This is a genomic window from Pseudomonas sp. Irchel s3f19, assembly GCF_900187555.1.
GTDB classification, from domain to species: domain Bacteria; phylum Pseudomonadota; class Gammaproteobacteria; order Pseudomonadales; family Pseudomonadaceae; genus Aquipseudomonas; species Aquipseudomonas capeferrum.
In genome coordinates this window covers 736,022-756,327 of record NZ_FYDW01000001.1, presented here as the reverse complement: position 1 = coordinate 756,327, position 20,306 = coordinate 736,022, and the positions used below count along the sequence as shown (strand labels likewise).

Sequence of the window (20,306 nt, the reverse complement as noted above, 5' to 3'; positions counted from 1 at the left end):
CCAGAATCGGGATGTGACGGCATAATAACAAACATCGATTCCAGCGAAAGCGCTCCTCCATGAATGTTGATCTGCACTGTCACAGCACGGCCTCCGACGGCGCCCTGTCGCCCACGGTCCTGGTCGCCCGGGCCCATGAGCACGGGGTGCAAACGCTGGCACTCACCGACCACGACACCCTCGAAGGGCTGGCCGAAGCGCGCCAGGCCTGCCGCGAGCGCGGCATGCACTGGGTCAGCGGGGTAGAGCTGTCGTGCACGTGGGGTGGGGCGACCATCCATGTGCTGGGGTATGACTTCCCCCTCGACGCACCGCCGTTGCTCGAAGCCATCGAAGCCCTGCACCGTGGCCGCTGGCTGCGTGCCGAGGAAATCGACAAACGGCTGGCGGCCAAGGGCATGCCCGGCGCGCTTGAGGGTGCCAGGGCCGTGCAGCAAGCGTTGGGCGACAGTGGCAACGCCCCGGCGCGCCCGCACTTTGCCGAGTTTCTGGTGCGTGCCGGTCACGTCAAGGATCGCGGCGAAGCGTTCCGCAAGTGGCTGGGCGCCGGCAAGCTGGGTGACGTCAAGCAGCACTGGCCGACCCTGGATGAAACTGTCTCCACGCTGCGCCAGTCCAACGCTTGGGTAAGCTTGGCGCATCCGATGCATTACGATCTGACCCGCAGCAAGCGCAGACGGCTGATTGCCGACTATATTCAGGCAGGCGGGCAGGCGCTTGAGGTGGTCAACGGGATGATGCCGGCCGAGCAGGTGGGCACGATGTCCATCCTCACCCGTGAGTTCGGCCTGCTGGCAAGCGCTGGCAGTGACTTCCACGGCCCCGGCACCTGGGGCGAAATCGGTGCCTACCGGCCTTTGCCCGAGGACCTGCCACCTCTGTGGCGCCGATTCAGCCATGAACAGCCTTTGGCGGTATGAACAGGAAGACTACGTGAGCCAATTTTTCCAGATACATCCGGAGAATCCGCAGCAGCGGCTGATCCGCCAGGCGGTGGAGATCATCCGCAAGGGCGGGGTGGTGGTCTATCCGACCGATTCGGCCTATGCGCTGGGTTGCCAGATTGGCGACAAGGGCGCGGTGGAGCGCGTACGGCGCCTGCGTGGCCTGGACAAGACCCACAACTTCACCCTGATGTGCTGCGACATGTCGCAACTGGGGCTGTATGCCAAGGTCGACACCGTCACCTTCCGCCTGCTCAAGGCGCATGTGCCGGGGCCGTACACCTTCATTCTCAACGGCACCCGTGAAGTGCCGCGCCTGCTGCTGCACGAGAAACGCCGCACCATCGGCCTGCGCGTGCCGGACCACGCCATCACCCTGGCGCTGCTGGCTGAACTGGGCGAGCCACTGATGAGTGTCAGCCTCATCCTGCCGGGCGACGACCAGCCGATGACCGACCCCTACGCGATCCGTGAGCGGCTGGAGCATCATGTGGACCTGGTGATCGACGGCGGTTTCGGTGATCTCAAGGCATCGACCATCATCGACCTGTCCGGCGACGAGCCCGAGCTGATCCGCGAAGGTTGTGGCGACCCCACGCCATTCATGGTCAATGCGTGAGCCAGGTGGAGGCGCCCGAGGCGCCGGCCGAGGAGGCCGAGTCGCCTCAACAGTTGCAACTGGCCCTGGTCTATGGCGAAGCCCTGACCGAGATGCCGGTAGACCTGTACATCCCGCCGGATGCGCTTGAAGTCATTCTCGAGGCGTTCGAAGGCCCGCTGGACCTGCTGCTGTACCTGATCCGCAAGCAGAACATCGATATCCTCGACATCCCGGTGGCGGAGATCACCCGCCAGTACATGGGCTATGTCGAGCTGATGAAGAGCGTGCGCCTGGAACTGGCAGCCGAGTACCTGGTCATGGCGGCCATGCTGGCCGAGATCAAGTCGCGCATGTTGCTGCCCCGCTCGGCCGAGATCGAGGAGGAAGAGGGCGACCCGCGCGCCGAGCTGATCCGCCGCTTGCAGGAATACGAGCGCTTCAAGGCCGCTGCAGAAGGGATCGATACACTGCCACGGGTGGGTCGCGACATTGTCGTGCCGCGCCTGGAAGCACCGCAGGCCAAAGTGCGCAAGCTGCTGCCCCAGGTGAGCCTGGAGGAGCTGCTGGTATCGATGGCCGAGGTGATGCGCCGCAATGACCTGTTCGAAAGCCACCAGATCACCCGCGAAACGCTGTCTACCCGTGAGCGCATGAGCCAAGTACTCGAACGCCTCAAGGGCGGGGCCTTCGTGCCCTTCGTCGAGCTGTTCGGTGCAGAAGAGGGCAAGTTGGGCGTGGTGGTGACGTTCATGGCGATTCTTGAGCTGGTGAAGGAATCACTGGTCGAACTGGTGCAGAATGAGCCTTTCGCCGCGATCCACGTCCGGCTTCGCGCCGAGTTTGTTGAAGAACCTGATGAACCTGAATGAACCCCGCGACCTGGCGTCGCTGATCGAAGCTTTTTTGCTCGCTTCGGGCAAGCCGCAATCCCTTGAGCGCTTGTACGAGCTGTTCGAGGAGGCCGAGCGCCCGGAGCCCAAGGTGTTCAAGAAGGCCCTGGAAGTGCTCGGCAAGTCCTGCAGCGGGCGTGCCTTCGAGCTCAAGGAAGTAGCCACCGGCTATCGCCTGCAGATCCGCGAAACCTTTGCCCCTTGGGTTGGGCGCCTGTGGGAGGAGCGGCCGCAGCGCTATTCCCGTGCGCTGCTCGAAACCATGGCGCTGATTGCCTACCGCCAGCCCATCACCCGTGGCGAGATCGAGGACGTGCGCGGCGTGGCGGTGAACAGCAATATCATCAAGACCTTGATGGAGCGCGAGTGGATTCGCATCGTGGGTTATCGCGAAGTGCCGGGGCGGCCGGCGATGTTCGCCACCACCAAGGCATTTCTCGACCACTTCAATCTCAAGAGCCTTGAGGAGCTGCCGGCATTGGCCGAACTGCGCGAGATGGAACCGGAGCCGTTGCTCGACCCAGATGACGCGCCAGTACCTGCGCACCTGCAGGCGCTGGCCGATGCCAGCCTTGGCGAGGGCGAAGCCGAGGCCGAGGTGCCGAAGGATGAGACCAGCTTCCGCAGCCTGCTGGTGGAGCTGGATGCGATGGAAGAGGGGCTGAAGACCGATTTCGATGATTTGCGTGAAGAAGAGGACGTGGTTGAACCCGAGGCTTCACTGGAGGACGAGGGCAAGTTGCAGACCTGAGGCTTATGCTGGCAGTACCGGCCTCTTCGCGGGGGCAAGCCCGCTCCTACAGGTTGGCCGCTCACCGTCAGAGCCCACAAACCGGTGGGAGCGGGCTTGCCCCGCGAAGAGGCCCGCACTGACAGCGCAAAACCACTGGGCAGAAAACCCTGCCGGCCCCCGCAAAACCCACTACGCTCGAGTGCGTTCCTGATACTAACCGCGTATGATGCGCGGCCCTTTGGCGCGTTCGTCGCCAAGACCCCTTTTTCATTCCTACACCGGGAGGTGCCCAGATGAGTGAGCAAGACCTGCAAAACACCGAAATTACCCCTCCATCCGGCGAAAAGCTGCAGAAAGTACTGGCGCGCATTGGCGTCGGTTCGCGCCGTGACGTCGAGGCCTGGATCAGCCAGGGCCGCATCAAGGTCAATGGCGTGGCCGCCACCCTCGGCCAGCGCGTCGACCTGCACGACGCCATCGCTGTCGATGGCAAGCTGATCAAGCGCGAAGAAGCCGCCGAGGCCACCCGCCGGGTAATCATGTACAACAAGCCCGACGGCGAGATCTGCACCCGTGACGACCCGGAAGGCCGCCCGACGGTGTTCGACCGCCTGCCGCGGCCGAAAGAAGGGCGCTGGATCAACATCGGCCGCCTGGACATCAACACCACCGGCCTGTTGCTGTTCACCACCGACGGTGAGTTGGCCAACCGCCTGATGCACCCTTCCTACGAGATGGACCGTGAGTACGCGGTACGTGTGCGGGGCGAGGTCGACGACGAGATGCTCGATCGCCTCAAGGCTGGCGTGATGCTCGAAGACGGCCCGGCCAAGTTCACCGACATCCAGAAGGCACCGGGCGGCGAAGGCTTCAACCACTGGTACCACTGCGTGGTGATGGAAGGCCGTAACCGTGAAGTGCGTCGCCTGTGGGAGTCGCAGGGCATGGTGGTCAGCCGCCTGAAGCGCGTGCGCTTCGGCCCGGTGTTCCTCAACTCGGACCTGCCGATGGGCCGCTGGCGGGAAATGACCCAGGGTGAAATCGACATCCTGGCCGCTGAAGTGGGCCTGCAGCCAGTTGCGCTGCCGACCTTGAACCTCAAGGCCAAGGACAAGATGGAGCGCATGCAGCGCAAGTCGAGCCGTCCGATGGGCCGTGGCGAGCGCGTGCGCAACCTGCGCCCTGCCAGCGAAGGGGCTACCGAGCGCCCAGCACGCCAACCGCGTGACAGCGCTGGTGAGCGCCCAGCCCGCCAACCGCGTGATACCACCGGTGAGCGCCCTGCGCGCCAGTCGCGTGACGACGCGCGTAAAGGCAACCGTGGCAGCGCGGTGGCCGAGCGCCCGAGCGAGATGCGCAAGCGTACCGCCAAGCCAGACGGCGACAAGCCGGCAGGCCGTGGTCGCGGCAAGCCGCGCGGTTGATCTGCAGCGCTAGATAAGAACCAGCCTCCGGGCTGGTTTTTTTTGCTTTGGATTCAGCGGGGGCACCTTAGGCTGTCGCCAAGATATTGAACAAAAAGAATTTTTCTGATGACTGGCAAGTTTTCAAACCGACCTGTAAAGAAATTTATACGGATGCAGGCAAAATACGCCCTGAATTTAGATTTCCCCTACCTGTGTAAACATAACTTGCCGCACCCGCGCGGCGAGGCACCCCTGTCGCTCACTCCCCCTATTGCCCAAACCCCCGCCGCACGCTGATATAGCGGCCATTGCCGTGTGCAAAAGCCCGCCCAGAGAGGCGTGCTGACAAAACAACAAATGGAGGCGCCATGTACGCCGATCACTTCGCCTTTCAAGGCTTTCACCACAGGAACGCTGCGTTTTTCCCCGGGGAAATGACGCAACGCGTTGACGCCTGCGCGCTTGCAGGGGTATACAGTGCGCCGCGTTTTACCTGTGACCCTCTTGCGTACCGCGCACTCTTGATCACACCCGGCTGACCCGCCCTGGCGGCGCCCGCGTTCAAGAAACCCAAGGTAACCACCTTGCCCATTCCGCTGCGCCACGAGCGCGGTGGGTCCGATTTCGTCACAGATAAAAACAATGCAGGTGACTTCGTTCATGAGTGGACAAAACATGCATTCAGGCGAGCTAAAGCGGGGCCTGAAGAACCGCCATATCCAGTTGATCGCCCTCGGCGGAGCGATTGGTACCGGCCTGTTCCTGGGTTCGGCAGGCGTGATGAAATCCGCCGGCCCGTCGATGATTCTTGGCTATGCCATCTGCGGCTTCATCGCCTTCATGATCATGCGCCAGCTGGGCGAGATGATCGTCGAAGAGCCGGTGGCCGGTTCGTTCAGCCACTTTGCCCACAAGTACTGGGGCGGCTTCGCCGGCTTCATGTCGGGCTGGAACTGTTGGGTGCTGTACATCCTGGTGGGCATGTCGGAGCTGACGGCGGTCGGCAAGTACATCCACTACTGGTGGCCAGAGATCCCGACCTGGGTCACGGCGGCGGGCTTCTTCCTGCTGATCAACTTCATCAACCTGATGAACGTGAAAGTCTTCGGCGAGGCAGAATTCTGGTTCGCCATCATCAAGGTCGTGGCCATCGTCGGCATGATCGGCCTGGGTGCGTACCTGCTGACCAGCGGTAGCGGTGGCCCCGAGGCGTCGGTTACCAACCTGTGGGCGCACGGCGGCTTCTTCCCGCATGGCGTCAGCGGCCTGGTGATGGCGTTGGCGTTCATCATGTTCTCCTTCGGTGGCCTGGAAATGCTCGGCTTCACCGCAGCCGAGGCCGACAAGCCGAGGACCGTGATTCCCAAGGCCATCAACCAGGTCATCTACCGCATCCTGATCTTCTACATCGGTGCGCTGGTCGTGCTGCTGTCGCTGACCCCGTGGGACAACCTGGTCGCCAGCATCGACGCCTCTGGCGGCAGCTACGGCAGCAGCCCGTTCGTTCAGGTGTTCTCCCTGCTGGGTAGCGATGTGGCCGCCCACCTGCTGAACTTCGTGGTCCTGACCGCAGCGCTGTCGGTGTACAACAGCGGTACCTACTGCAACGCCCGCATGCTGCTGGGCATGGCCGAGCAAGGTGACGCCCCGGCGGCCCTGGCCAAGGTCGACAAGCGCGGTGTGCCGGTGCGGTCGATCCTGGTGTCGGCTGCGGTGACCCTGATTGCAGTGCTGCTCAACTACTTCATTCCGCAGAATGCGCTGGAGCTGTTGATGTCGCTGGTCGTGGCGACCTTGGTGATCAACTGGGCGATGATCAGCTACTCGCACCTGAAATTCCGCCAGCACCTCGACCGCACTGGCCAGAAGCCGCTGTTCAAGGCGCTGTGGTACCCCTACGGCAACTACCTCTGCCTGGCGTTCGTGGTGCTGATCCTCGGCATCATGCTGCAGATTCCGGGTATCAATATTTCGGTGTATGCGATCCCGGTGTGGTTGTTGGTGATGTTCATCTTCTACATCCTCAAGCCCAAGCGTGATGCACAGGCCAATGGCACCGCTGCCGGTACTGTTGCCAAGTAAGCGCTGCAGGCGATAACGCAAACCCGATGTCAGGTCATTGGCATCGGGTTTTTTGTTGCCAATAAAGCAGTCAAAAACTCAGATCTGCTCGAGCAACCAGCTGCGAAACGCCCGCAACGACGGCAGCGCTTCATTGCGCGGCGGGTAGATCAGGTAATAGCTGCGCTGGCTGGCAAATGCTGCGCCGGGGCTGAACAGCTCGCCCTTGGCCAGCTCCTCTTGCACCAGAATCCGCGGCACCAGGCCAATGCCGATGCCGGCCCGCACCGCCTGGATCAGGTGTGAGGTCAGCTCGAAACTCGGCCCCAGGCGCATCGCCCGGTGCGGCAGCTGGTGATGCGAGAACCACTCGCCCCAGGCATGCGGGTTGTTGGCGACATTGAGCAGCACTTCCTCGCTAACCCGGGCGGGGCTCCAGCCATGCGGGTCGACGGCTGCCTCTGGCGGCAGGATCACCAGCAGCTCCTCGGCATGCAGGCGGTGGCAGATCAGCCCTGGCAGGTCGTGGCTCGCCACCCCGATGGCCGCATCAATCTCGCTGGTGTCGAAGTTGATCGCTTCGATCCGTGAATGGATATGCACCAACATGCCCGGGTGGGCGCTGTAGAACGCATGCAGCCGCGGCAGCAACCATTTCGAGCCGAAGGTGGGCAGGGTGGCCAAGCGCAGCGTGCCGACGCCCGACTGGTAGGCCAGCGCCTGCAGCGTGGCGCTGCGGATGCGCCCCAATGCCTCGCTCAGCTCGCGCTGGTACAGCCGGCCGACGTCGGTCAATTGCACCTGGCGGCCCTCGCGGCGAAACAGCGTCAGCCCCAATTGCTGCTCCAGCGCCTGCACCTGGCGACTGACGGCGCTCTGGGTCAGTGACAGTTCGGCGGCGGCGCGGGTGTAGCTTTCATGCCGCGCGGCGGCTTCGAATGCCAGCAGCAGTGACATGGACGGTGTCAGGTGGCGGTAATTCATTCATAAAAGTCATCGATAGCGGCAGGATTATCCGTTTGCCCCTGGCGCGAAAGTACAGGAACATTGACCTATTCGTCATCAGGTGTGAAACGACTCATGCCGGCGTGACAGGATTTCCGTGAATTAGCCCATATCAAGAGGCCATCCTTCGATGATCGCCCAGCTGCCGACCAGTGCACCGTCCGCGAACTACCCAGAATTCCTCGAAGCCCTGCGCAACAGCGGCTTCCGTGGCCAGATCAGTGCCGATTACGCTACCCGTACGGTGCTGGCCACCGACAACTCGATTTACCAGCGCCTGCCCCAGGCGGCGGTGTTCCCGCGTGACGCCGATGACGTGGCGCGGGTCGCCGCTCTGATGGGAGAGGCGCGCTTTGCGCAGGTCAAGCTGACCCCGCGTGGCGGCGGCACCGGCACCAACGGCCAGTCGCTGACCGACGGCATCGTAGTCGACCTGTCGCGGCACATGAACAGCATCCTCGAAATCAACGTCGAACAGCGTTGGGTACGGGTCCAGGCCGGTGTGGTCAAGGACCAGCTCAATGCCGCGCTCAAGCCCCATGGGCTGTTCTTCGCGCCTGAACTGTCCACCTCCAACCGCGCCACGGTCGGCGGCATGATCAACACCGACGCCAGCGGCCAGGGCAGCTGCACCTACGGCAAGACCCGCGATCACGTGCTCGAATTGCACAGCGTACTGCTCGGCGGCGAACGCCTGCACAGCCTGCCCATCGATGACGCCGCGCTGGACCAGGCCTGCGCCGCGCCGGGGCGGGTTGGCGAAGTCTATCGGGTGGCCCGCGAAATCCAGGAAACCCAGGCCGAGCTGATCGAAAGCACCTTCCCCAAGCTCAACCGCTGCCTGACCGGTTACGACCTGGCGCACCTGCGCGACGAGCAGGGGCGCTTCAACCTCAACAGCGTGCTGTGCGGTGCCGAAGGGTCGCTGGGTTACGTGGTCGAAGCCAAGCTCAATGTACTGCCGATCCCGAAATACGCGGTACTGGTCAACGTCCGCTACACCAGCTTCATGGATGCCCTGCGTGACGCCAATGCCTTGATGGCGCACAAACCCTTGTCGATCGAAACCGTCGACTCCAAGGTACTGATGCTGGCGATGAAGGACATCGTCTGGCACAGCGTCGCCGAATATTTCCCCGCCGACCCCGAGCGCCCGACCTTGGGTATCAACCTGGTGGAGTTCTGTGGCGATCAGCCTGACGAGGTCAATGCGCGGGTGCAGGCGTTCATCCAGCACCTGCAAAGCGATACCAGCGTCGAGCGCCTTGGGCACACCCTGGCCGAGGGCGCCGAGGCCGTCACCCGCGTCTACACCATGCGCAAACGCTCGGTGGGCCTGCTTGGCAACGTCGAGGGCGAGGTGCGCCCGCAGCCATTCGTCGAAGACACGGCAGTACCGCCAGAGCAACTGGCCGACTATATTGCCGACTTCCGCGCGCTGCTCGACGGCCATGGCCTGGCCTATGGCATGTTCGGCCACGTCGACGCCGGCGTGCTGCACGTGCGCCCGGCGCTGGACATGAAAGACCCGGCTCAGGCCGCACTGGTCAAGCCGATTTCCGATGCCGTGGCGGCACTGACCCAGCGCTATGGCGGGCTGCTTTGGGGTGAGCACGGCAAGGGCCTGCGTTCGGAGTACGTGCCCGATTACTTTGGCGAACTGTACCCGGCGTTGCAGCGCCTCAAGGGTGCATTCGACCCACGCAACCAGCTCAACCCCGGCAAGATCTGCACACCGCCAGACAGCGCCGAAGGCCTGACCAAGGTCGATGGCGTGACCTTGCGCGGTGACCTCGACCGCACCATCGACGAGCGCGTCTGGCAGAACTTCAGCAGCGCCGTGCACTGCAACGGCAACGGCGCCTGCTACAACTACGACCCCAACGACGCCATGTGCCCGTCGTGGAAGGCCACCCGTGAGCGTCAGCACTCACCCAAGGGCCGTGCCTCGTTGATGCGTGAATGGTTGCGCCTGCAAGGTGCAGCGGATATCGATGTACTGGCGGCAGCGCGCAACAAGGTGTCCTGGCTCAAGGGCCTGCCGGCGCGGCTGCGCAACAACCGCGGGCGCGACCAGGGGCAGGCAGACTTCTCGCACGAGGTCTACGATGCCATGGCCGGTTGCCTGGCGTGCAAGTCGTGCGCGGGGCAGTGCCCAATCAAGGTCAATGTGCCGGACTTCCGCTCGCGTTTCCTCGAGCTCTACCACGGCCGCTACCAGCGCCCGCTGCGTGATTACCTGATTGGCTCGCTGGAGTTCACCATCCCGTACCTGGCGCATGCGCCGGGGCTGTACAACGCGGTAATGGGCTCGAAGTGGGTCAGCAGGCTGCTGGCCGACAAGGTCGGCATGGTCGACAGCCCGTTGATCAGCCGTTTCAACTTCCAGGCCACCTTGACCCGCTGCCGCGTCGGCGTGGCCAGTGTGCCGGCCCTGCGCGAGCTGACGCCGGCCCAGCGTGAGCGCAGCATCGTGCTGGTGCAGGATGCCTTCACCCGTTACTTCGAGACGCCGCTGCTGGCTGCCTTCATCGACCTGGCTCACCGCCTGGGCCACCGGGTATTCCTGGCGCCATACAGTGCCAACGGCAAGCCCTTGCATGTGCAGGGCTTCCTGGGGGCCTTCGCCAAGGCGGCGATCCGCAACGGTACCCAGCTCAAGGCCCTGGCCGATTGCGGCGTGCCGCTGGTGGGGCTGGACCCGGCCATGACCCTGGTGTACCGCCAGGAGTACCAGAAGGTGCCGGGCCTGGAAGGCTGCCCGAACGTACTGTTGCCGCAGGAGTGGCTGATGGATGTGCTGCCCGAGCAGGCGCCGACCGCACCCGGCAATTTCCGCTTGATGGCCCACTGCACCGAGAAAACCAACGTACCGGCCAGCACCCGGCAGTGGGAGCAGGTGTTCGCACGCCTGGGCCTGAAGCTGGTGACCGAGGCTACCGGTTGCTGCGGCATGTCCGGCACCTACGGGCATGAAGCGCGTAACCAGGCGACTTCACGGACCATCTTCGAGCAGTCCTGGGCGACCAAGCTGGACAAGGAAGGCGAGGCGCTGGCGACAGGTTACTCGTGCCGCAGCCAGGTCAAGCGCATGACCGAGCGGCAGATGCGTCATCCGCTGGAAGTGGTGTTGCAGTGCGCACAGCGGTAAACCTGTAAGGCCCTCTTCGCGGTGTTACCCGCGAAGAGGGCAGTCCAGGCCTTGCAAGCTCAAGCATCCTGGGCCTGTTTGCGGCCATGTCGCGCCTGCCGATACAGGTACAGGCTCAACACCAGCCCGCACCCCGAAGCCCCCGCCGCAAACAAGAACATCGAAGCAAACCCGAACCCCGCCGCCACCGCGCCCACCAACGGCCCGGTAATGCCCAGCGACAAATCGATGAACAGCGAATACGCACCTACCGCCGCCCCGCGGTTGGCCGCCGACACCTGGTTCACCGCCTCGACCCCTAGTGCCGGGAACACCAGCGAGAAGCCAAAACCACTGAGCGCCGCCCCGGCCAATGCCAGCTCGGCGCTGGGCGCCAGCCACAGCATCAGCAGGCCAAGCGTCTCCACCGCCAGGCAGGCGATCGCCACCCTGAAGCCGCCCAGCCGGTTGATCAGGTTGCCGAACAGCAGCCGCGCACAGATGAAACTGGCCCCGAACAGGCTCAGGGTCAGTGCCGCATTCGCCCAGCCACGGCTGGCGTAGTACAGGGTGATGAAGGTGGCGATGGTGCCAAAGCCGATCGAGCCCAGTGCCAGCCCCGAGCCATGCGGGAACACTTTGCCCAGCACCCGCAGGAACGGCAGGCGCACCCCGCTGACCACTGGCGCGGCGCGCTTCGGCCAGGCCAGCAGCAGGCCGAGCACGCACAACAGGATGATGCTTGCGCCCATGCTCCACAGCCCCAGGCTCTTGACCATCAGCACACCCAGTGGGGCGCCGATGGCCAGCGCGCCGTAGCTGGCGATGCCGTTCCAGGAAATCACCTTGGCCGTGTTTTCGGCGCCAACTCGGCCGATCCCCCAACCAATCGCGCCAGAACCCACCAGGCTTTCGGCGCTGCCCAGCACCAGGCGGCCGACCAGCAGGCAGGTCAAACTCAGCCAGGGCAAGTGGGTGAGGAAGGCGCAGGCCAGCATGAATACGCCGCTGAGCCCGCATCCGGCCAAGCCGTACATCACTGCCTTCTTGCTGCCGAGGTTATCGATGATGCGGCTGGCCGTAGGGCGGCTGAGCAATGTGGCCAGGTACTGCACACTGATCACCAGGCCGGCGATCACGGTGCTGAAGCCCAGGTCGTTATGCACATAACCCGGCAGCACGGCCAGGGGGATGCCGATATTCAGGTAGCCGATGAACGTGAAAAGGACGATGGACACCACCTGCGCGGTGATCGCAAGGTGTGACGTGGATTTGGCGGGCATGGCAGATCCATTGGGCTAGACGGGCGAGAACGGTGTAATCATATCCACCCTGGCCCGGCCTGTGGGCAGGTCTTTGATGAACAAGCCTGCCCACGGCGCACGGTTACTCCTTGTAGTCCACCAGCCAGCTGACACTGAAGGATGCCTTGCCGTAGTCCAGTCGCAGCCGCGGCAGCACGTAGCCTCCGCATGAGCGGCAGGTACTGAACAGGGTGAAGACGTCGATGCTGCGCACGCTGGCGTGCGTGGCAAGCAGGTCGTCGTTGAGCACTGTGGCGATCAAGCGTTCGGAGTCCAGGTGCCTATGATGCTCGACGATATTCAAGTGGTCGGGGCGACGCAATGTGGGCAGCTCAGTAAAGCGGGGGGACGGTGGCTGGCCCTCCATGCGCGCGCGTGCATCGATGTAGGTCACGCGTGTGTGCGGTTCGGCTGGCGGTGTTGGTATGCCTACCTTGCGGTTTTTCCAGCCACCGGACAGCGAAAAGTAGACCCGGCGGCTGCCATCTTCCAGTGTCGCGGTGGCGAAAGCCAGGTTAGCACCAGGCAAGTGTCGGCGAAGTTGCAGCGCGCCAGCTTCGCTGAGTAGTTCGGCCACGCTCATCGGCATGAAGGGTGCGTCGGTGCCGGTGGCGGGCAGCAAGGTGTTGAGGACAAGGGCTACGTGATCCTGCTCAGTCAGCGCGGCTTGGCGCAGTGGCCGCCAGGCGGGAATGATTTCCCGGTTCAGACCTGCCAGGTTGAGCTTGGCGACACCGGTGAGGGCATCCTGGGCGGTGGGAGCCGTGAGAATGCTCTTGGCGTATTCCGGCAGCATGCGCGCCTCGGCGGCATCGAGTACTTCCTTGAACACGCTGGGCGCGGGCGGGTGGCTGGCGCGGCTGTGTTCAAGCCAGTCGCGCAGGAGGGCGGTCAGGTTGTCGATGTCACGCTGCAGATTGGGGCGAGTCGCGACGATCCGGTAGGTTTCGCTGACCTGCAGATAACGTTCGATCATCTTGTCGTCGCACACCCGCGACAGGGTTTGTCGCGTGCTGGAGGGTGGCGTGGGCAGGTCACCTGGCCGCAATGTACCGGCTGCAAGCGCGTTCAACTGGCGTGCTTGCCAGGGCGATATCACCCACTGCGCTGCATAGAAGACGCCGACATCGGCCTCGACGATTATCCAGTCGCGGCTTTGCCACGCGATGATTGCCGCCCTCAACGTGCGGCGGTCGGGCACGGTTCTGGCCAGCCCGCCCAGGCGCACCGGTGGGCAGACGCGGGCGATCAGTTGCACTTGGGCGGCTGAAAACGTTTCGGGCAAGCCAAACCAGAATTCCGCCAAAGGGTCGGCAGTGATGCGTCGGTGGTAAACCGGGGGGGTGATGATGCCCAGGCGAACCCGAGCCTCCAGTGCCTTTATCGGGGCGAGCGGTTTGGACGACTGGCCGGTGTAGTTCACCACCTTGCCCTCATGCACCATGGCCTGTGTCCAGGCGTCAAACCGGCTGTCGCCTCCGTGCATGCGTATGGGCGCAGGCTCGATACGCACATGCTGGAAAGCATGGCTTACCTGCTGGCCGAACAGGGGGGTATGCGCTTCGTTGGCGGCCGGGGAGAAGCTCAAGGCGATATGCCTGTCACCTTCGTTACGGTACGGCGCGTTTTGCAGGGTTGGGGCAGGTGCAGACGACAACTTCTGGTTGTCGATGCGGCGAAGCGTGTTGCTGAGTTCGCCGGGGTGATGGCGATAGATAGCGCCGTTGATGAGTGTATCCACGTGGCCATCGCTCCTGGCAATTGACAGGGGGCGGGGATGGCCTTGCCACGCCAAAGGTGCATCCGGCGGTGTCAGGCGGTCGCGCATGAACTGGCCGGGGGTCAGGCCGGGCGGGGGCGGCTGATCGAGCCTGAAGTTGTCCGGCCAAGTGGCATGAGTGGGAAGTTCAGGCTGACTGTGCCAGCGCCTGGGCCCAACGGTTCGGGCATAAACCGCAGGCGGCAATTCGGATAACTCGGACCAGCGCCTGGCTGATTTGACCAGCCCTAGGCGCATCGCCTGAGCGGCTTGGCTGTTGGCAGCGGACAGGCGCGCCAGTGGGTTGGCTGCGCGGCGGATCGCACGGGTTGCCGAGCCTGCGCCGGCTGCCAGGTCCAGTATGCAACTCACTGCATCTTGCCCGTTCTGGGCATCGATGCACGCAGCCCCCGGCACAGTGTGTTTGATCAGCTTCCACAGGTAACCCCAGTTGCTGGTTTGGCGCTTTTCGGCAAGAAATGCCTCGTGTCGCGTGGCGCCTTTGCTGACGGCATGCAACGCTGCGCTGTTACCTAGCCCGACGTATTGGACGTAGGCGTTGGTCAGAGCCTCCAGTCTGTGCTGCGCCGGCGCTTGGATGATGGTGCTCAGGCTGGAATGGAACGTGGCGACATCCCAGGTAGGGGGCGCTTCGTTATAGGCCTGATAGGGCAGTGTCACGATGTCCGAGAGGCGGTGGGCGGCAGCCGAGGGGATGGCGCGCTCGTGCCATGTCAAGCGCTGCGGGAACAGTTCCAGCAACGTGTGGTCGTGTTCACCTTGCAACAAAACCAGCATGCCCAGTGTGCCTACCTCTTGCTGCCAGTGTTCCTCGGGGCTGTCACCATAGGGCGGGACCGGGTCAGGTTGCCGATAACGTGGCCAGGTCGCGGCGTAACAGGTCCACGGGCCTTCGCGCAGTGCCTGCAGATAATCTTCCGGTAGATGCCTGAGCAGCCGTTGCATCAGGCCTTCATGGAGTATTCGGGCTGAGGCCAGCCAGCGGTCAAATGCCTCTTCGAACCATTGCGTGACGTCTGGTAGGCCTTTCGCGCTGTAGCGGGTTTGTAGATCGAGATACGCTTCAAGGTGAAGCTGGCCATCGGCATTGTGCCCGGCCGGGTCGATGTTGGCCGCCTCCAGCAACCTGCACGCTTCGGCAATGCGGTCTGGCCGCTGCTGCAGTTGCGCCACATCCCAGGCAATCAGGTAGTGATCGTAGACCGTGCGCCATTGCTGGGCCGACCACGGCGGCATGTACGCGATGTGACCTTGCAGCGGCCCCCACTGGGCGAGCGTGTCGCGCAGGGCTTCACTGCTGCCAGCGGAGTCTTCGACGGTCTGGCTGAGTATCTGCTCTGCCTGTTCATGGCTCAGCGGGCGCTGCAGGTCGCGCAGCAGCATGACCCCTTGGCGCAGAATGGCCCAGTTCAGGTCGGGTCGATAAGGTATCGCTGTGGGGGTGTCGTCGAGCAGCAGTTCGGGGGCGAAATGGCGCAGCAGTAACTCGGCGGCCAGTTCAGCAACGGCGGGGCGGCAGCCGAGGCTTGCCTGCACACTGTTGGTCAGGTCCAGGCGTATGTCGGCATAGGGCAGCCTCTGGTTCTGCGGGTTGAACAGTTCGAAGTCCAATACATAGCCGGCACGTCGCGCATGCGGTGGGTAGAGCCAATCGGTCATGGCCTGCTCGGCAAGGTCACGGCTGTTGATTGCCTCGGGCAATTGCAGGGCTTGTGCCAGGCGAGCGGCCCACTGGCTGAAAGCTTGGGCGTGCAGCAATGCATCCAGTACATGGGCGACGGGGGCATTCAATGCTGCACCCGGCAAGGTGACTTTGCCGTATTGGTTGGGCTCATGGCCGGCTTCGCGTTCACGCAGGGTCGGGGGGCGATAGCGCAGCCCCTAGTAGTAGACGTCTGCCTCAAGTGTCGCGAAAAGGTGCTCGGCTGGGTTGGTGCCTGCCGGGGTGGCCAGCAGGTGGTGTGACAAGGCATTGAGGTCCAGGGCATGCGCCAGTTCCACTGTCGTTACCGGCGCAAGGGGTGGCGGGGCCTCGTCGGGCAGGTCGTTGTGAAGCAGCAGGGTCGCCATGAGGAAGGCGTCACGGCGCTTGTGGCAAAGGTGCCTGGCCCAGAGTGTCTGGGCCAGGCTGCAGCTTTGATAGGCAGCGGCACCCGATGGGCCAGTAAGGTCGTCGGGAAGTGCCCGTGCCACCAAGGTTCTGAAAAAATAGGCACACTCGCCGGTGGCCAAGGGTGTGGCTGGCGGGCGTTTGAAAAAGGCGTTGAGGTGGCTCGCGGCTGCCTGGCTGGCAAATGCCTGGTTCAGGGCCTTGCGCAACTCATGGTCCTGGAGCTGACGCGGAAACAGGTCGTCGAAGTCGAATGCCCGGTCAAAGTGCAGGCTCAGCGAAGTCTTCAGGTCGAGGGGGCCGGACGTATCATTCGCCAGCAGGATGTCCTGGGCAGTGATCGCCTCTATGCGGCGGCGGTACTCGTCGGGAGCGGGGGAGGGTGAATGCATGGTGCAATCTCCGGTAAGGGAGCCGCAACGATGCATAGCCTGGCAGGTGAGCGGGGGGTAGCAGGCTACTGCCTGAGGCTGAACGGTGTGAAAACGTGTTGACCGCGGTGGCCCGCAGGTCAGCCGTTTTCACACAGTTGTGATGCGCGGTTTATTCCTGATCAGCGCTGGATTGATCGTCACCATCCTGGTCGACGGCAGGCGTCGGCTCGGCGTGGACGGAAACGGTTTGCTCTTCTGGGTTCAGGCTTGGGAAGGGAAGATTCGGGATTTCATGCATCTCGTCGTTCCTCGCAAGTGTGAGTGAAAAGGCTGCGCCAGGCGCGTTTAGGGCTTCGGAAAGCTGGGGCAGGATACAGCAGTCTGGATGACAGTTTGAACTTTTTCCCGTTCGCTTGTCGGGTTTACGGGCGAATAACGGACATTTGTCCTACAAAAAAAACGGGGCCGCTGTGCCCCCCTTCGCGCCGGAACGCCGTATAGGGGGGGCACAGCGGCCCCGTCTTCAGGTGTTACTTGCGGCCTTCAGCCGACTCGGCAACCTTGTCGGTACGCGCGCACATGATGAAGTCGTTGCGGTGCAGGCCCTTGATCGAGTGGCTCCACCAGGTCACGGTGACTTTGCCCCACTCGGTCAGCAGGCCAGGGTGATGGCCTTCGGCTTCAGCGATTGCACCCACGGCGTTGGTAAAGTCCAGGGCATGCTTGAAGTTCTTGAACTTGAACACGCGCTCCAGCTCCATGTGGCCGTCGCGCACTTCGATGTTCCAGTCCGGGATTTCGCGAATCAGCTCCGCCAGTTCCTCGTCGCTGACTTTCGGTGCATCGGCGCGGCAGGCTTCGCAATGGGCTTGGTTCAAGGCATTCATGATTACTTTTCCGGTTCGAGTTGTTATCAGGGTGGCTTCAGGCAGCAACCTTGGGTGGAAACTTGGGGGCGTGCAGGCCCAGCTGCATGGCCTGCTGAACCATGCCCATGATGTCTTCATGGGCCAGGTCGAACAGCCGCTTGAGGTTGGGCAAGACGAAATACAGCGGCTGCAGGATGTCGATGCGGTACGGCGTGCGCATCGCCCCTATCGGGTCGAACGCCTGGTGTTCCGGTTCATTCGACAGGCTGTAGACCGTTTCTTTCGGCGAGGAAAGGATGCCGCCGCCATAGATCTTCTGACCTTGCGGGGTCTCCATCAGGCCGAACTCGATAGTCATCCAGTACAGGCGTGCCAGGTACACGCGCTGCTCTTTGCTCGCGGCCAGGCCGAGTTTGCCATAGGTGTGGGTGAACTCGGCGAACCAGGGGTTGGTCAGCAGCGGGCAGTGGCCGAAGATCTCGTGGAAGATGTCCGGTTCCTGCAGGTAGTCCAGTTCTTGCGGGGTGCGGATGAACGTGGCAACCGGGAAGCGCTTGCTGGCCAGCAATTCGAAGAAGGTCTGGAAGGGGATCAGTGCCGGTACGCGGGCGACCTGCCAGCCAGTGGTGGCGCCCAGCACCTTGTTGACCTCGCCCAGTTGCGGGATGCGGTCGTGGGGCAGCTTGAGCTGGTCGATGCCGTCCAGGTATTCCTGGCACGCACGGCCTTCGATGACTTTCAGCTGACGGGTGATCAGCGTATTCCACACCGCATGCTCTTGCTGCGGGTAGTCGATAAAACCATGCGCATCGGGCTCGCGTGCCACGTATTGCGTCTGTTTCATGTGGCTCTCCTGGTGAGGGCTTTTCTTGTTATGTGCTTACCCTAGGAATATCCCCTCATCCGGCAATTTGCACCGGGGCGCGTGCTTCTGTCAGGTGATGGGTTGGCGGCTATTCGTAACGAAAATTTTACAAAACGACGCGAGTGACGGAAAATCCGGGGCATAGGGCTGATGGTTTACCTGTTTTTGTCAGCTTATCTTTACGAATTTTCCGCGCCCAGGTGAAAAACATCGGCGCTTAGAGAGCTCTCATGCGTATCAAAGTGCATTGCCAGAACCGCATCGGCATCCTTCGCGACATCCTCAACCTGTTGGTGGAGTACGGCATCAACGTGCTGCGCGGCGAGGTGGGGGGGGATCATGGCAATGCCATCTACCTGCACTGCCCGAACCTGATCAACCTGCAGTTCCAGGCCCTGCGGCCGAAATTCGAGGCCATTGCCGGAGTGTTCGGCGTCAAGCGCGTGGGGCTGATGCCCAGTGAGCGTCGGCACATGGAACTGAATGCGTTACTGGGCGCGTTGGACTTCCCCGTGCTGTCGATCGACATGGGCGGCAGCATCGTTGCCGCCAACCGCACGGCGGCGCAGTTGCTCGGGGTGCGGGTCGATGAGGTGCCGGGCATGCCGCTGGCGCGTTATGTCGAAGACTTCGACCTGCCCGAACTGGTGCGGGCCAACAAGTCGCGCATCAATGGTTTGCGGGTCAAGGTCAAGGGCGACGTGTTTCTCGCCGATATCGCGCCGTTGCAATCCGAGCATGACGACAGCGAGGCGCTGGCCGGCGCGGTGCTGACTTTGCACCGCGCCGACCGTATCGGTGAGCGCATCTATAACGTGCGCAAGCAGGAGTTGCGCGGCTTTGACAGTATCTTCCAGAGCTCGCGGGTGATGGCGGCGGTGGTGCGTGAGGCGCGGCGCATGGCGCCCCTGGATGCACCCTTGCTGATCGAAGGCGAGACGGGCACCGGTAAAGAGCTGCTGGCGCGCGCCTGCCACTTGGCCAGCCCGCGTGGGCAGTCGCCGCTGATGGCGCTCAATTGCGCGGGGTTGCCCGAGTCGATGGCCGAGACCGAGCTGTTCGGCTACGGCCCGGGTGCCTTCGAAGGGGCGCGGGCCGAAGGCAAGCTGGGGCTGCTGGAGTTGACGGCTGGCGGTACGCTGTTTCTCGATGGGGTCGGGGAGATGAGCCCGCGGCTGCAGGTAAAGCTGCTGCGTTTTCTGCAGGACGGTTGCTTTCGCCGGGTAGGCAGTGATGAAGAGGTGTACCTGGATGTGCGGGTCATTTGCGCGACCCAGGTGGACTTGTCCGAGTTGTGCGCACGCGGCGAGTTCCGCCAGGACCTGTATCACCGCCTCAATGTGTTGTCTTTGCACATCCCGCCCTTGCGTGAGTGCATGGATGGGCTGGAAGGGCTGGTGCAGCACTTTCTCGATCAGGCCAGCCGACAAATTGGCTGTGCGTTGCCACGCCTACTGCCGGCAGCGATGGATAAACTCAGCCAGTACCACTGGCCCGGTAATGTACGGCAACTGGAAAACGTATTGTTCCAGGCGGTTTCGTTATGTGAAGGCGGCGTGGTTAAAAGCGAGCATATTCGTTTGCCGGATTATGGCGTGCGTCAACCGCTGGGGGAGTTTTCCCTGGAAGGGGACCTTTCGCAGATTGTCGGGCGCTTTGAAAAGGCCGTACTGGAAAGTTTGATGGGGGAATTTACAAGTAGCCGCGCATTGGGCAAACGATTGGGTGTTTCGCACACGACCATTGCCAACAAGTTGCGCGATTATTCGCTGGGCAAGACGCCAGAATAATAGTCGTCGATGTAAGTTTGAATGGCGTGTGGCAGCGGGTTTACCCGCGAAGGGCCCCAGCGGGGCCCTGATCTCAAGGGTTAGCCGTTAGAGCAGCCATTCCCCATCACGCGGTATTCAAGAATGTGCGTCTGGCCCTTGGAGTCCTCGTAGGTCATGCGGGCGGGCACGACTTCACAGACGTTGGGCACTTCGCTCATGGAGATGACGCGGGCAATGTCCAGGTGCTGCGAATATCTGTACTGTTCAACCGGAATCTGCTCGGCATCGTTTGCTTCGCCGGCCATTGCCGCGCCGCAAAGACTGCCAAGTACCAATACCAGTAAAGCTTTCATTTTCTATTTACCTGTCTAAGGTCGTGAGGGGGTGCGCGGCGTGTGTAACGCCGCACGTGCTGCGGGTTTTAACTATCGAAGTAGAGGGGGATTAACGCTTGCCTTCGTG

General features: G+C 62.8%; 16 protein-coding genes. 8 read left to right on the top strand and 8 right to left on the bottom strand.

Annotation, left to right across the window (positions count from 1 at the left end):
- Positions 1-59: 59 nt before the first annotated feature.
- The 6 genes from CKW22_RS03415 (at position 60) to CKW22_RS03390 (ending at position 6,656) form a co-directional block, all read left to right on the top strand.
- Complete coding sequence (locus CKW22_RS03415; RefSeq protein WP_095063753.1) at positions 60-920, top strand: PHP domain-containing protein; 861 nt, start codon at positions 60-62, stop codon at positions 918-920.
- 13 nt (positions 921-933) lie between these two features.
- Complete coding sequence (locus tag CKW22_RS03410) at positions 934-1,563, top strand: L-threonylcarbamoyladenylate synthase (protein WP_033700191.1); 630 nt, start codon at positions 934-936, stop codon at positions 1,561-1,563.
- 92 nt (positions 1,564-1,655) lie between these two features.
- Positions 1,656-2,414, top strand: a complete 759-nt coding sequence (locus tag CKW22_RS03405; protein WP_162181148.1) for a ScpA family protein — start codon at positions 1,656-1,658, stop codon at positions 2,412-2,414.
- Complete coding sequence (gene scpB, locus CKW22_RS03400; RefSeq protein ID WP_033699591.1) at positions 2,401-3,186, top strand: SMC-Scp complex subunit ScpB; 786 nt, start codon at positions 2,401-2,403, stop codon at positions 3,184-3,186. Before CKW22_RS03405 ends, scpB begins: the two co-directional genes overlap by 14 nt.
- A 275-nt stretch (positions 3,187-3,461) precedes the next feature.
- The gene (gene rluB / locus CKW22_RS03395; RefSeq protein WP_033699590.1) at positions 3,462-4,592 is read left to right on the top strand and encodes a 23S rRNA pseudouridine(2605) synthase RluB; all 1,131 of its coding nucleotides are present in this window, start codon (positions 3,462-3,464) and stop codon (positions 4,590-4,592) included.
- A 642-nt stretch (positions 4,593-5,234) separates the two neighbouring features.
- Positions 5,235-6,656 carry an amino acid permease gene (locus CKW22_RS03390; RefSeq protein WP_077068546.1) on the top strand — a complete coding sequence of 474 codons (1,422 nt, stop codon included), beginning with the start codon at positions 5,235-5,237 and terminating at the stop codon, positions 6,654-6,656.
- A gap of 78 nt (positions 6,657-6,734) precedes the next feature.
- Here CKW22_RS03390 and CKW22_RS03385 read toward each other — a convergent pair whose 3' ends face one another.
- Complete coding sequence (locus CKW22_RS03385) at positions 6,735-7,619, bottom strand: LysR substrate-binding domain-containing protein (RefSeq protein WP_033699588.1); 885 nt, start codon at positions 7,617-7,619, stop codon at positions 6,735-6,737.
- Between the two features lie 151 nt (positions 7,620-7,770).
- Between CKW22_RS03385 and CKW22_RS03380 the strand changes: the two genes are divergently transcribed.
- Positions 7,771-10,791, top strand: a complete 3,021-nt coding sequence (locus CKW22_RS03380; RefSeq protein ID WP_095063752.1) for an FAD-binding and (Fe-S)-binding domain-containing protein — start codon at positions 7,771-7,773, stop codon at positions 10,789-10,791.
- Between the two features lie 59 nt (positions 10,792-10,850).
- On the opposite strand, the gene CKW22_RS03375 is transcribed toward CKW22_RS03380, so the two are convergent.
- The 6 genes from CKW22_RS03375 to phhA all read right to left on the bottom strand — a co-directional run bounded on the left by CKW22_RS03375 (position 10,851) and on the right by phhA (position 18,051).
- Positions 10,851-12,053, bottom strand: coding sequence for an MFS transporter (locus CKW22_RS03375; protein ID WP_047583456.1), 1,203 nt, complete (start codon positions 12,051-12,053; stop codon positions 10,851-10,853).
- Positions 12,054-12,156: 103 nt separating this feature from the next.
- Entirely contained in the window at positions 12,157-15,645 is a 3,489-nt protein-coding gene (locus CKW22_RS03370; RefSeq protein ID WP_143500695.1) for a deaminase domain-containing protein, read from the bottom strand.
- 90 nt (positions 15,646-15,735) lie between these two features.
- Positions 15,736-16,356 (bottom strand): hypothetical protein, encoded by a 621-nt coding sequence (locus tag CKW22_RS03365; RefSeq protein ID WP_095063750.1) that lies wholly within the window; start codon positions 16,354-16,356, stop codon positions 15,736-15,738.
- Positions 16,357-16,507: 151 nt separating this feature from the next.
- Positions 16,508-16,636 (bottom strand): hypothetical protein, encoded by a 129-nt coding sequence (locus CKW22_RS27750; RefSeq protein WP_077068497.1) that lies wholly within the window; start codon positions 16,634-16,636, stop codon positions 16,508-16,510.
- Between the two features lie 232 nt (positions 16,637-16,868).
- The gene (locus CKW22_RS03360) at positions 16,869-17,225 is read right to left on the bottom strand and encodes a 4a-hydroxytetrahydrobiopterin dehydratase (RefSeq protein ID WP_033699581.1); all 357 of its coding nucleotides are present in this window, start codon (positions 17,223-17,225) and stop codon (positions 16,869-16,871) included.
- A 37-nt stretch (positions 17,226-17,262) separates the two neighbouring features.
- Complete coding sequence (gene phhA / locus CKW22_RS03355) at positions 17,263-18,051, bottom strand: phenylalanine 4-monooxygenase (protein WP_095063749.1); 789 nt, start codon at positions 18,049-18,051, stop codon at positions 17,263-17,265.
- A 251-nt stretch (positions 18,052-18,302) separates the two neighbouring features.
- On the opposite strand from phhA, the gene CKW22_RS03350 reads away from it, so the two are divergent.
- The gene (locus CKW22_RS03350) at positions 18,303-19,862 is read left to right on the top strand and encodes a sigma-54-dependent phenylalanine hydroxylase transcriptional regulator PhhR (protein ID WP_033699577.1); all 1,560 of its coding nucleotides are present in this window, start codon (positions 18,303-18,305) and stop codon (positions 19,860-19,862) included.
- 80 nt (positions 19,863-19,942) lie between these two features.
- Here CKW22_RS03350 and CKW22_RS03345 read toward each other — a convergent pair whose 3' ends face one another.
- On the bottom strand, positions 19,943-20,197 hold the full coding sequence (locus CKW22_RS03345; protein ID WP_095063748.1) for a DUF2790 domain-containing protein: 255 nt from the start codon (positions 20,195-20,197) through the stop codon (positions 19,943-19,945).
- Between the last annotated feature and the right edge of the window lie 109 nt (positions 20,198-20,306).